Consider the following 12,937-nt stretch of genomic DNA (forward strand, 5'->3'; position numbering starts at 1 on the left):
CCTTTTCAGTACCTCTGGATCCGATCAGGACGAGGGCGGGGCCTGGCCGGTGTAATCCCGGCTGGCGTACGGGGGATCCCGGTGCCAGCCAGGCTGATCGGCCGTGGTCTTGCGGACGTCGTACCCGCCGACCGGGTACCGGTAGTCGACCGCGAGCAGCAAACCGGAGAGCTCCGGGTCGTTGATCAGCCGCGACGGCAGTTCGCGGTAGGCGGCGACCTTGGTCATCGGGGCGAACGCGCCGCCGTGCGGCTTGGCGATGCGGCTGAGGTCGCCGTCGAAGCGGTACGGACCCGGTGCGACGACGACGGTCGCCGGCGGTTCGAGCAGACCGTCGGCGAGCTGCGGAAGCCGCGCGCACGGGAACCAGAAGGAAATGGGCCAGTCCACCAGCGTCGGTCCGTCCTGCTCGGCGAGGACCTGGCTGAGCGGCCGGTCGGCGCCGTCGCCGTCGACCCGGACGGCGTCGGCCGCACCGCACGTCGAACCGGTCACGGAATGGAGATTGGCCGCGACCGTGGACCAGGCTCCACGGTCGTGCTGGTTCACCGCGGCCTTGGCGAGCAGGCCGGCGGTGAGCGGCGGCATCAGCAGGACGGAAAGCCCGGCGATGGCGACCGCGGTCCAGCCGATCCAGCGCACCGGGGCCGGAGCGGCGTCGCGCGCCCTGCCGAAATACCGGCGGCTGATCAGCATGAGCACACCCGCTGTCGCCGCACCGGCCGCCAGAATCAGCGCTGGATTGGCGAGGACGCCGTGCAGGAGTTTCTTGTTCAGCTCGGGCATCCCCAGGCGGCCGTAGGCCCACCACGAGTTGATGCCGCTGAACGAGACGCTGGTCAGCAGCAGAACGAGGAACAACGCGCTGAGCCGGACGACCCAGCCGACGTCCTCGCGGGCGAATGCGCGCGGAAGCCCGGAAAGCCCGAAGGCCAGGACCAGCACGGTGAAGAACGCGAGCGCGAAGAAGTGCGAACCGATCTTCGTCGGCGTGAACACCAGCGTCGCGAGACCGAGGCCGTACCAGGCGAACGGCCAGCCGAACGGACCGGAGAAAGTGCTCCCGCCCCGGTGCCGCAGCCGCAGCGCCAGCACGATGACCGTCAGGCCGATGGCGAGCAGGACGGGAAGCCTGCGCATGGGGTGCTGCTCGAACAGGAACTCGTCGGAGATGCCGCCGCCGAGCAGCATCTGGTACCGGTTGAACTCGTGGTACCAGCTCAGGTCCGCGCCGTACCAGTAGCGCGCGCCGGCGGAGTCGAGGAAGCCGCCGAGACCCGTGGCCTGGAAAGCGATCGGCACCGCGACGGTCATGGCGGCCACAGCGAGGACGACCAGGGAGACCCGGTCGCGCAAGCCGGTCAGCCGGCGGCACGTTTGCACCAGGCCGATGGCGAGCGGGATCACCGCAAGGAATCCGGTGGACGTGACGGTGAACGACAGCCCCGCCGCCACCGCGCCGACGAGAAGCCAGGCAGGAGCGTTCGTCAACAGCGCTCGAACGGCGGCGTAGCCGCTCACCGCCACGCACAACGCCACGAACGGTTCCGGCCGGAGTCCCGCGCCCCCGGGCATCCAGGCGACGAAGAACGCGGCGGCGAGCAGCCAGTGCGGCACCCGCGGCCGGTCGGTATAGCGGCGCACCAGGCGCACGATGCCCAGCACCAGCACCCAGATCCCGAGACCGGCCAGCATCGCCGGGACCCGGACCCACAGCGGAGCCCAGGAGAACTGGAACAGCGGCGCGAACAAGTACTGCAGTCCTACCGCGGGAGTTTCCGCCGCGTTGAAGGACATGTAGTAGTCACCGGCGAATCCGGCGGCGTCGAAGTTCCGGTGCATGCCGAGGAACCAGCCGTCGTCCACGCTCTGCGGACCGAGAATTCCCCACGCCACGATCCCGGCCGCGACCAGCCCGGTCCACACCAGATCGGCCGCACGCCGCCTGCGCGAGTCGACCTCGCGGGGCCGGTCGCGCTTGCCGAAGAAGCGGAATCCGGCGATCAGGCAGGCGAGCACGCCCAGCGCGCAGCCGATCATGAGGATCAGCTTGAGCGGCGTGGGAGAGGTCTGGAATCGCGCGTCAGCCTGCGCGTGTGCCGAAACCGCGCCCGCTGCCCGCTCGGGCGGCAGGTCGGTGACGAACGCGACCACCTGCGGGACCAGGGTGTCGATCCGCGTCAGTTCCCGTGTCTGAGCACCGTCGGCCACGGAAACCGTCAACTGCCGGTCTTCGGCGTGCACCCGATAGGAGCAGTCTGCGGACGGTGCCTTTCCCAGCGCGTGTTCACCGTCGGCGACCGAAAGGAACAGCTGCTGGTCGCGCACTACCAGCGACATTCCCCATTGACGCGCACCGTCCGCGTCCGGCGGGAACGTAGCGAACGCCGTGACCGGGGCCGATCTCCCGGAGGCCGACACAGCCGCACAGGACAGCGACACGTCCAGTTGCAACGGCCGGTAGGGCATGAACATCGCGACCGTGGACGCGGTCGGCTGCCCAGCCTTCGGCCAGCTCACGTCGACCTGGTCGGACCGCACCGGGGCGAGCGGAACGGCCAGCGCGAGCGAGATCGTCACCGCGCCAAGCGCCAGCAACCATCGCCAGGAAGGCCTTCTTCGCGAGGTTCTCCCGGCCGGATCTTCCTCGGCCGCGTGGTCGCCAGCGGTTTCATGGGGAGTCTCGGTACGCCGGTCTTCGACGCCCGAGCCGGCATATTCTTCGTATCTCAAAATTTACCCGTAAGTTAGCCATAGGATGTAACGGCACCGGAAATACGCTTTCGATGCCGCCTGCGAAAACAGATGGGCTCTTCGCGCTATTGCGCCCTGCCCACACCCTTGTGGGCGTCCGACCGCCCCGAAGCGGACGGCCAGAGCACACCGCGCCGAAAATATTCCCCTTGACAAGGGATGATACGCACGTCAGAGCCACCCTCCCCAGAGCTGCCACAGACCAGTCGAGCCGGGAAGCGTACTGCTCCCTCTCTCCAGTCTATCCACATTACCGAATGTCATGGGCGGCAGAGGGGCGATCACGGACGACCAAGAGCCGGACAGTTCCACACCGCGCAACAACACCGGAAGCCGATTAATCAAAAACAGGATGCGGGCACGGTCCAGGACCGTTCCGCGTTCACCGCCGTCAGATCTCGGAGTGCCGACAGATGCCCCGGGCGCAGGCGAAACAGGCCATCTCGACTGCGACATTCGTCACTAATTTTTCCGGTAACAGCCGAACCTTGCCCTCGATAGAGGATCGACGATAAGCCAGATTCTGCCGAACGGGGCGAAGATGCGAATAAGAGTCACTAGCGTAGTCGTCGTCGGCCTGGCCGCAGCCATTGCGACATTTGGCGCATGGACAGCCCAGGCAACGTCTGATAAAAGCGCGAAAGCAACCGATGAACCGCAGCCCATTGTCGAGAACTACGCATACCCGGGTGCCGCGTCAATTGAGGCGCAGTACCACGTGACCCTTATTTCCGGTGACGGGCACATTGTTTTCGCGGACTGCGCGACGCCGCCGGCCGGAAATATCGGTGTCCTCAAGGTGCACTCCACCGAAAACGTAGGAACGGACGGCCTGGTCTGCTTCAAGGTCCTCGCCCCCACCGGGCATCTCGAACTGCGGATCCCCGCCGTCTACGAAATCCGCGGCGACGGCCAGGCGAGCGGGACTGGCCACCGGGTCAAGGCCGAGGTCACCACCGACGCCGGTCAGCACTCCACGGTCGACGTCAATCCCAGCGGAAGCACCCAGGTCGGCATCGGCGCGGGTCCCAACAACGCCCCCACCACGCTGCTTCAGCTCAGCGTCGCGGCATGAGCAGGCTCAGCAACGAGAGGACCCCTGTGCACAGACCAACCGCCAGATTCATAACGCTGTCAGTCGCTCTGCTCAGCGGCGGAGCGCTCGCCGCCGTACCCGCGAACGCCGTCTCCGGCGGCACTGTGGTGCCTGTCGGCACAGCGGGCTATCTCGCCCGCATCTCCGCGCCCGGCAAGGCGTGCTCGGCCGCGTTGATTGACCCGTCATGGGTCATCACCTCGAAGGGCTGTCTGACCGCCGGCGTCAACGGGACTCCGACGGAGAACGCGACCGTCAGCGTCGGTGCCGTCGACGTCAACACCGGTGCGGGCACCACCGCCAAGATCGTCCGGGTGGTCAGCAGGACCGACCGCGACGTCGCGCTGGCGAAGCTCGACAAGCCCGCCACCGGCATCACGCCGGTCGCGGTGAGCACCACCGCGCCGACGAACGGGGAAACGCTTCAGCTGGCCGGTTTCGGCCGCACCGCAACCGAATGGGTCCCCGCCCGGCCGTCCATGGCGGCGTTCGCCGTGTCGTCGGTGAACCCCACCGAAGCGGCGATGACCTCGGCCAGCGGCTCGGACACCTGCCTCGGCGATTCCGGCGGACCGGCCCTGCGCACAGTGGGTGGCAAGGTCGAACTGGCGGCAGTCAACAGCCGCTCGTGGCAGCACGGCTGCCTCGCGGTGACCGAAACGCGCCAAGGCAGCACCGAAGCGCGCGTCGACGACCTGGCCGACTGGATCCGGCAGAACACCGTCCCGACGCCAGTGGCCTGCCCGGCCGGAGCCGCGATCTGGGCCGCGCGGACCGACGGAAGCCTGTGGCGGTACGTGCACAACACGCCGGCCACCGGGCAGGCCAGCTGGCAAGAGCCCGCTCACTCGGTCGGCTCGGGCTGGTTCGGCCGTCTGCTCGCCGGCAAGGGCGGCGCCATCTGGGATCTCCATCGAAACAACGGCTCGGGCGACCAGTTCCCCAACGGCGCGCTCAAGCGCTTCGTGTGGACCGGCTCGACCTGGAGCGGCGGCAACGGGGTCGGCGGCGGCTGGGAACGCTATCTCACGCCGGAGTACCAGAACCGCGTGACCGTCGACCAGGCCGGTCGCATCATCTCGATCAACGACAAGGGCGAGCTTCGGGCGTTCATCTGGAACGACGCCACCAACTCGTGGGTCAACGGCGTCGGCGATGTCCTCGACACCGGCTGGAGCAAGTACGACTCCATCACCGCGGCAGGCGACGGCGTGCTTTACGCCCGGACTCCCGGCGGAAACCTGTACCGCTTCCAGTACGACTTCGCCTCCGCACAATGGGTTCAGCGAGACAAACTCGTCGGCACCGGCTGGGGAGGATTCAGTGAGATCTTCTCCCCCGGAGCGGACCTTCTCTACGGCCGCGGTTCCTACGGGCACAGCCCGTTCGACGGCAGTGTCGGCCCGGTCCTGCGGTGGTACCGGTACTCGGCCAACACCGACACCTGGGCTCCCGGCTCCGCTGACGACAGCGCCGGCGTCCCGGTCGGCGCCGGCTGGAACACCGAAATCCACGTGACCGCGGCACCGGATTCGTGCCGATTGGTTCCGTAGGCTAACCCCGCAAAAAAAGAGGCCGCCCGAGCGATAAGCCCGGGCGGCCTCCCTTTTTCTCAAGTCTGAATCAGACCGCCGGCACTTCCCGTCGAGCCGCCAGCTTCGCCGCCAGCGCCGCGAACCCGGCCGTCAGCAGGTCCGCCACCGTGAACATCACCCGCGAAGCCACCGCGAACGCCGTTGCCTGTCCGACCGTCAAGCCGCTCGCCGTCAGCACCGCGACCTGGGCGACCTCGCGGACGCCGACGCCGCTGGGCAGGATGAACGCGAACGTGCCGACCGTCATCGCGACGGCCATCGCGCCGATGCACAGGATCAGGCCGTTGAAGCCGGGCGCGCCGACCGAGTTCGCCAGCAGCCACAGGTGCACGCCCTGGAACACCCAGGCGCCCATGGACGCGCCGAATGCCTTGAGCACCACGCCCCAGCCGAGCGGTTCGGCCAGCGGCGGGCGGCGCAGGATTTTCAGGACCAGCGACGTGCCCCAGCTCAGGATGCGCGGGTGCAGCAGCGCGAGGCCCACCGGGATCAGCACGAACAGCCACATCGCGCGCGGGCTGTTGCTGAACAGCGCCGGGGCCGCGAGCAGCGACACGACCAGCGCGGACACCACGCCGAGGCCGAGCTGGATCAGCGAGCCGGTGAAGATCCGGGCTCGCGCCAGGCCCGCCTTGCGGCCCAGCTCCATCTGCAGCAGGTACGCCCACACCGAACCGGGCACGTACTTGCCGAGCGAGCCGACCAGGCAGATCTGCGCGCCGCGGGCGTAGCCGACCGGCTTGCCGCCCAGGTGGTCGACCAGCACCTGCCAGCCCCACACGGACACGAGGATCGCCACCATCAGCGCCACGAGGCTGAGCACCGACGACTGCCAGGCGACGTCCGCCAGGGTGTGCCAGAACTCGTTCCAGTTGGACGCCAGGCTCTTCGCCGCGAAGCCGATCACCAAGAGGATGGCGACCCAGCGCACGACGTCGAGCACCCGCGCCTTGGTGGACTTGCGGGCTTTTCCGGTGGTCGGGGCGTCCTCAGCGGACGGGGCGTCGTCCCCCGGGCTCTGCGTACGAACGGTCGTCACTGCCTCTCAGCTCCTCAGGCCTGCACCGTGACCAGCCGGCTGAACTCGGACAGCAGATCGTAGCCGTCCCAGACCCCGGCGAACGTGAGGGCCGACCCGAAGGGCACGACCCGGTCCACCCCGCGTCCGGCGAGCGCCGTCACGAATCCGGTCAGTTCCTCGCGGGTGAACCCGAACTGGCTCACCGTTTGGTCTTTGCGCTGGACGATCGGCACCAGCTCGTCCAGCGACGCCACCGAGGCGTTCGCGAACGTGCCCGCGCCCAGCCATTCGCGCGGCATCACCTTGGCGTCGGCCAGCTCGAGCGTCGCCAGCGCGTTGCCGTCGAAGCGGATCGACGACACCAGCCCGTCGACCGCCGCGCCGTACGCCGACACCCGCTTCTGCACGGCCATCGCCGGCTCGGTGACGTGCTGTTTCGCTACCAGCACCTGGGCGAGCAGCTCGCGGAACTCCTGTCCGGCGGCCCGCGCACCCGAAGAATCGCCGACCCAGAACACCGCGCGCGGCGACGAGCAGGCGGCCTGGTCGAACCAGTACGAGTCGTTGTAGAAGCCCTCGGCGGCGGCCCGGCGCTGCTCCGGCGCGGCCTCCTGCCAGCCGCGCACCGACGCGATCGCGAACGACGAGCGGTCCGGGAACGTCAGGTCGCGCGCGTGCGGGGCCAGCGGGTACTTCCGCAGCGCCGCGACGGAAGCGTCGCCGCCCCAGATCACCCGCAGGTCCGCGGCCAGCGACAACGCGCCGCTGACCTCGTCGCTGCGGTCGTAGGTGACCATTCGCTGGGTGGCCCGGATGGCGGCCGCGGTTTCCGGCGACACGTCTTCGAGCGCCGCGTTCAACGCTTCCAGCACGGCTTCCGCGGCACCGGCCGAGCGCGACGAAACCCGCACGACGTTGCTGTTGCCCGCCAATGCCGACAGCGCCCACGAGTACACGAAAATGGTGTCCACATTGGCCGGCGGCACGTGGAAAACGAGCCCGCGCGGGAACCGCAGCGAATCGCCGCTGGTTTCCAAAGTGGACAGTGATTTAGCGAGTTCTCCCTTGCGCAGGAAGAAACCCAGCGAGGCCAGCTCCGGGAACCGGCGGGCCAGCGCGGGCGCGAGCAGCTTGCGCGCGAACTTGGTGACGAACTCGACCACCCGCGGATCGCCGACGGTCAGCCTGCCGCCGGACGGTTCCTCGCGCAGCTCGTTCAGCAGTGCGTCGACCGAAACCGAGTCGCCGAGCGGAAAACGCTGTTCCAAGGCACTCACGCGGCGGCTCCGGTGAACGTGTCCGAGCATCCGCGGGCCTCGGCCTTCGGCAGCCTGCCCAGCACGGAGAAGTGCTTGCCCGGCCAGTCGCCGTCGTCGATTCCGTTGCAGACGCCCAGATCTTCGGTGAGCAGCACGTGTCCCGGGTACGACCGCGGCAGCGTGCTCACCACCTCGATGACGCCCGGCTTGCCGACCGGCTGCTCTTCCCACGTCTCCGGGTCGCGGATCACGACGTCGGCGAAATCGGGGCAGTACAAGGAGTTCCCGGACGGTCCCTCGAGGAACACGGTGCCGATCTGCTCGATCATCCCGTAGTAGTTGTGGATCCGGGTGAGCCCGGTGTCCTCTTTGAACCGGCGGCGGAACTCGCTGTTGTCGACCGCGCGGTCGATCAGCTTCTTCCAGCCCCCGGAGTGGATGAGGATGCCGTTCGACAGGTCGAGCTTGTGCTCGCGGGCGACCTCGTAGAGGTACTGCCACACCATGAAGGTGAAGCCGAAGATGAGGAACGGCCGGTCCCCGTACTCGGCGAGGAACTTCCGCACGGCCTCGACGTCCGGCTTGTCGTTCTCGTCCAGCACGTAGGTGTGCTTGCGGCCGAAGTTCGCCATGCCGAGCACGCCGGCGCCGCGCGCGGAGAACGACCGGCGGTTCTTGATGATGCCGATGGTGTCGACCATCAGCATCGGCAGCCGCTCGCCGCCCAGCACCTCCTGCAAGGTGGCGCCGAGCTGCTTCGTCTGCGCGGCCGCCGCTTCCTTGTCCAGGTAGATCCGCGACGCACCGGCCCCGGTGGTCCCCGAGGACGTGAGGGTTTTGAAGACCTCGGCGTCCGGAATGGACTTCAGGTCGTGCGTTTTGAACATCCGCACCGGCAGCCACGGCAGGTCGGCGATCGTGGCGAACGACGCGTCCGGCGCGAACCCGAGCGAGGACAGGATGCGCTCGTACCCGGCGGAATTCGCCCGGTGGTGCGCGGTCAGCTCCGCGAGCTCGGGAAGCAGCGCCGCCTCCCGCTGCGCTAACGAGCGCGTGAACACACTCATACCCGTCCTTCCAGCGACCGGTAGTCGATCTTGCCGCTGGCCAGCAACGGCACCGTGTCGATCGGACGCACGTCGAACCCGCTGGCGTGCAGGTGCAACCGCTCCGCCAGCGCCCGCGACGCGTCCTTGCAGATCGCCTTCGCGCCGTCGCCCTCGGGCAGTTCGGCGAACAGCACGACCTTGTCGCCCGCAGCCACCGCGGCCACCACGTCGATGCCCACCGCGGCCGTGCGCACGGCCTGCTCGAGGTCGTCCAGGCTGACCCGGTTGCCGAACACCTTGCCGATCCGCTTGAGCCTGCCGGTGATGTACAGGTATCCCTCGTCGTCGAGATACCCGAGATCCCCGGTGGCCAGCGTGCCGCCGTATTCGTCGCCCGCGCTCAGTCCCGCTTCGTCCTCGGCGTAACCCATCATCACGTTGGGCCCACGGTAAAGGACCTCACCGACAATTTTGGGGTGCGTCGTTTCCTCGCCGTCGTCGCGGCGGATGGCGAACGCGCCGCCGGGCAGCGCCGGGCCGGCCGAGCCGATCTTGTCCGCGAGCCGCTCCGCGGGCACCGTGGTCATCCGCGGGGACGCCTCGGTCTGGCCGTACATGACGTACATCCGGCCGCCGACCGCGAGCATTTTGTCGTTGAATTCCGCGACCAGTTCGTCCCGCAGTTTCCCGCCCGCCTGGGTGAGAGTGCGCAGAGTCGGATACTTCGCCGGGTCGAACTTGAGCCGGCGCAGCATTTCGTAGTGATAGGGCACGCCGGACAGCGAGGTCACGCCGTGTTCCTTCACTGCGTCCCAGAATCCACGACCCAAAACACCAGAAGGTTCGATAACCACAGTCGCACCGCGCAAAAGGTGCGAATTCAGCACCGAAAGGCCGTAGCTGTAGTGCAGCGGCAGACAGGTCGGCGCGACCTCGTCCGCGTCGATCTCCAGCACCTGCGCGATGGCCTCGGCGTTGGCCAGCAGCCCTTCACGGGACAGCCGGACGAGCTTCGGGTTGCCGGTCGATCCGCTGGTCGGGAGCAGTACGGCCAGGTCGGGGTGCGGCTCGACGCCGTCGGCGGAGTCGCGCACCCAGTCGGTGCCTCGGGTGGTGTAGCCGGACGGCGCGTCGCCGGACGCCGCGAGCACGGCGGCCGGACGGAACCGCTCGACCAGCCCGGTCAGCACGTCGGCGTCCAAAGCGGGGTCGATCAGCGCGATCGCCCGGCCGCCCTCGAACGCGCCGAGGTAGGTCAGCACGCTGTCGAGATCGACCGACATCCGCGCGAAGACGACGCCCGCCGGCAGCTTGGCCAGCTCGTCGGTCTTCCGGCTCAGCTCGGCGGACAGCTCCGCGTCGTCCAGCGTGCGGCCCCCGGCCACGTCGACCAGCCGGGAACCCGCACCCACCAGCGTCACAGCACCAAGCCTCCGTCGATCCCCAGTACCTGCCCGGTCACGAACGACGCCTCGTCGCTCGCCAGGAACCGGATCACCGCCGCGACCTCCGCGGCCTGGCCGAGGCGGCCGAGCGGGGTCTTGGCGACGTTCGAGGCGCGGGCGTCCTCGCTCAGGCTTTCGGTGAGGGCGGTTTCGATCACGCCGGGGGCGACCGCGTTGACCCGGATGCCGGAGCGGCCGAGTTCCTTCGCCGCCGAGCGCGCGATGTTCGCGACCGCCGCCTTCGAGGCCGCGTAGACCGTCTGGCCCGCGCTGCCGTATTCGCCGACCACCGAGGCCAGCACCACGATCGCGCCGGTCTTCTTGCGCATCATGGCTCGCGCGGCCGCCTGCACGGTGTGCAGCGTGCCTGCGACGTTCGTGGACAGCGTCCGGTCGACGTCGTCCGGGCGGATCATGCCGAGCAGACCGCCCTCCATGATCCCGGCGTTGGCGACCGCGACGTCCAGCTTGCCGTGCTCCTTGGTCACTTCCTTGACCAGTGCGGCGACGGCTTTCGCGTCGGTGATGTCGAGCGCGCGGCCGCTGACCGAGGGCCCCACCGAAGCGGCGGCCTCCTTGGCGGCGGTCTCATCGCGGCCGGTGAGCACCACGGTGGCCCCAGCCTCGGCGAGCGCGTGGACGGTGGCCAGGCCGATGCCCCTGGTACCACCGGTGACCAGGGCGACCTTCCCCGCGAACGTGCTCACGCCTTCTCCTGCAGCTCCTTGACCATGTCCACGGCCACCTTGAAGCTGCTCATGTCGATCACCTGGTCGGTGTCGAACTCGACCTCGAACTCGTCCTCGATCGCCGCCACCAGAGCCATGTGGCCGACCGAGTCCCACGCCTCGATGTCGCGGTACTTCAGGTTCTCGACGTCGACCCCGTCGTCGAGCTGGAGAGCGTCGATGAAGACTTCCTTCAGCTTGTCCTGCACAGCCATGTCTACCCGGCACTTCCTTCTCGAATGGGGGTGGTGACCACTATCGACGGTACCAACCGTGGGATTTCAGCCCGCGCGTGCGGGCAGCAGTTCACGCAGCGTCCCGACGTAATGGTCCGCGCCCTCGGGACGGAACTTCAGCGAGTCGTTGCGCACGACCACGCTGAGCACGCCCGCGGCGTGCGCGGCCTCCACGTCGTGGAAGGTGTCGCCGACGAGCACCGCCTCCTCCGGAGCCGCGCCGAAGTGCCGGAGCACCGCGGTCACGCCCTCCGGATCCGGCTTGAGACGGCGGACGTCCTCCCGCCCTATGACGTGCAGGCCCCCGGCGAGGTTGCCCAGCGCGTCCTCGACGCACAGCCGTGAGTTCCTCGTCACCACCGCGAGCCGGTAGCCGGAAGCCAGCTCCGCCAGCACTTCGCGGGCGCCGTCGGTGAATGCCCCGTCCGCCACGGAGGCGCGTTCGAACCGCGTCACCACGTCGAGCCGGGCGGTATCGCCTTCGTCGAGCCAGCGCTGGAACAGCTCGCCGAGCTTGTCCTCAGCGGACAGTCCCAGCTCGGCGCGCAGGCCTCCGAAGTCGACCGGCAGCCGGAACAGCGTGCCGTCGAAGTCGAAGGCCAGCACCTTCCGCCCGGTCAGATCCGCTTCGAGGCCCATTCGCCTTCCTTGACCAGCTTGTAGCCCATGTCGATCATGCGGACCCAGTACAGGTCGTCGGGCAGCGGGTTGTAGACCTCGGGGCGCTCGGGCAGTTCGTTGCCGAGGCCGAGCTGGATGTACATGTCGGGCATGTTCAGCCCGGCGTGCGCGAAGAAGTTGCTGGTGGTGAAGAAGCGGCCGACGTTGATCTCGGTGACCATCGGCACCCCGGCGGCGTTCTCCTTCATGTCCACGCAGAACACGCCGTGCGGCTTGTCGGACACCGCGCGCACCGCGGACTCGCCGATCTTGTTCACGTCGTCGCGGTTGACCGTCTTGGCCACCGACGGCGACGAGCTCTGCCCGCTCGGGGTCAGGTTGCCGAAGATGTATTCGATGCGGGAGCGCGCCTGCGAGGTGATCAGCTCGCCCTCGTGCCACAGGCTCTGCCACGCGAACTCCTCGCCCGGCAGGTATTCGCTGGCCATGAAGTCGCCGTAGTCGAGGCCGCGGAAGCCGCGCCAGTAGTCGATCCAGGCGTCGCCCTGGTAAAAGGAGTTGATCGGGAGGCTGCCCCGGGAGCCGGCGCCGCGGATGGCGCGCAGCCAGACCCGCGGGTTGATCTTGAGCAGCTCTTCGAGCCCGCCCTTGAGGTCGTCCGGCGAATCGATCTTGATGGCTTCGGGCACCGAGACGCCGTTCGCCTTCATGTGCGCGTTGAACGCCATCTTGTCGTGGCACAACGCGATCGCGCGCGCGTCCGGCAGGAACGTCGGCGCGTTCAGCTTGTCGCGGTTCTCCGCGAGGTAGCCGACCTCGACGTCCGGCTGCGGGTGCACGAAATCGATGCGCTCGGCTTCGATGACGCGGTTGATCGCGTCGGCGTACCCGGGGTCGCTCACCGGCGGGACCAGGTATTTGGCCTCGACGTCGAGAAGTTCGAGGTGGAAGGGCTTCACGTCGGTGCCGACGACTTCGTAGTCGTTTCCGGCGACGGCGAGCGCGTCCCGGAAGTTGTAGGCGGCAGATCCGCCGGCGCCGGTGATGAGGATGCGTGCGCTGCTCATTCGCGTGTTCTCAGCCTTACCTGTTCAGTTCCCGCCGGAGCCGGGACGGTAGCCGGAAGCCCACTT

Annotated in this window: 11 protein-coding genes; 2 read left to right on the forward strand and 9 right to left on the reverse strand. The window is 68.4% G+C overall.

Annotated features, from left to right (window positions below; translation table 11 throughout):
• Nucleotides 1-24 precede the first annotated feature (24 nt).
• Nucleotides 25-2,580, reverse strand: a complete 2,556-nt coding sequence (locus ACZ7OI_RS01485; RefSeq protein WP_470262285.1) for an arabinosyltransferase domain-containing protein — start codon at nucleotides 2,578-2,580, stop codon at nucleotides 25-27.
• A gap of 715 nt (nucleotides 2,581-3,295) precedes the next feature.
• Here ACZ7OI_RS01485 and ACZ7OI_RS01490 point away from each other — a divergent pair.
• Both ACZ7OI_RS01490 and ACZ7OI_RS01495 read left to right on the forward strand, forming a co-directional pair.
• Nucleotides 3,296-3,829 carry a hypothetical protein gene (locus ACZ7OI_RS01490; RefSeq protein WP_470262286.1) on the forward strand — a complete coding sequence of 178 codons (534 nt, stop codon included), beginning with the start codon at nucleotides 3,296-3,298 and terminating at the stop codon, nucleotides 3,827-3,829.
• 128 nt (nucleotides 3,830-3,957) lie between these two features.
• A complete protein-coding gene (locus tag ACZ7OI_RS01495) occupies nucleotides 3,958-5,403 on the forward strand; it encodes a tachylectin-related carbohydrate-binding protein (RefSeq protein ID WP_470262287.1) in 1,446 nt (481 codons plus the stop codon).
• A gap of 70 nt (nucleotides 5,404-5,473) precedes the next feature.
• Here the strand turns inward: ACZ7OI_RS01495 and ACZ7OI_RS01500 are convergent, their stop codons facing one another.
• From ACZ7OI_RS01500 to ACZ7OI_RS01535, 8 genes are all read right to left on the reverse strand, one after another.
• Entirely contained in the window at nucleotides 5,474-6,484 is a 1,011-nt protein-coding gene (locus ACZ7OI_RS01500) for a lysylphosphatidylglycerol synthase transmembrane domain-containing protein (RefSeq protein ID WP_470262288.1), read from the reverse strand.
• A 14-nt stretch (nucleotides 6,485-6,498) separates the two neighbouring features.
• Entirely contained in the window at nucleotides 6,499-7,743 is a 1,245-nt protein-coding gene (locus ACZ7OI_RS01505; protein WP_470262289.1) for an acyl-CoA reductase, read from the reverse strand.
• Complete coding sequence (locus tag ACZ7OI_RS01510; RefSeq protein WP_470262290.1) at nucleotides 7,740-8,792, reverse strand: LuxE/PaaK family acyltransferase; 1,053 nt, start codon at nucleotides 8,790-8,792, stop codon at nucleotides 7,740-7,742. The genes ACZ7OI_RS01505 and ACZ7OI_RS01510 overlap by 4 nt, the downstream gene beginning before the upstream one ends.
• On the reverse strand, nucleotides 8,789-10,195 hold the full coding sequence (locus ACZ7OI_RS01515; protein ID WP_470262291.1) for an AMP-binding protein: 1,407 nt from the start codon (nucleotides 10,193-10,195) through the stop codon (nucleotides 8,789-8,791). The genes ACZ7OI_RS01510 and ACZ7OI_RS01515 overlap by 4 nt, the downstream gene beginning before the upstream one ends.
• Nucleotides 10,192-10,926 (reverse strand): SDR family NAD(P)-dependent oxidoreductase, encoded by a 735-nt coding sequence (locus ACZ7OI_RS01520; protein WP_470262292.1) that lies wholly within the window; start codon nucleotides 10,924-10,926, stop codon nucleotides 10,192-10,194. The genes ACZ7OI_RS01515 and ACZ7OI_RS01520 overlap by 4 nt, the downstream gene beginning before the upstream one ends.
• Nucleotides 10,923-11,162: an acyl carrier protein gene (locus ACZ7OI_RS01525; RefSeq protein WP_409183877.1), complete on the reverse strand. Its 240-nt coding sequence runs from the start codon at nucleotides 11,160-11,162 to the stop codon at nucleotides 10,923-10,925. Before ACZ7OI_RS01525 ends, ACZ7OI_RS01520 begins: the two co-directional genes overlap by 4 nt.
• Before the next feature lie 66 nt (nucleotides 11,163-11,228).
• Nucleotides 11,229-11,822, reverse strand: a complete 594-nt coding sequence (locus ACZ7OI_RS01530; RefSeq protein ID WP_470262293.1) for an HAD family hydrolase — start codon at nucleotides 11,820-11,822, stop codon at nucleotides 11,229-11,231.
• A complete protein-coding gene (locus tag ACZ7OI_RS01535) occupies nucleotides 11,801-12,871 on the reverse strand; it encodes an ATP-grasp domain-containing protein (RefSeq protein ID WP_470262294.1) in 1,071 nt (356 codons plus the stop codon). The genes ACZ7OI_RS01530 and ACZ7OI_RS01535 overlap by 22 nt, the downstream gene beginning before the upstream one ends.
• Nucleotides 12,872-12,937 lie beyond the last annotated feature (66 nt).

This window comes from Amycolatopsis sp. NPDC114503 (genome assembly GCF_055633655.1).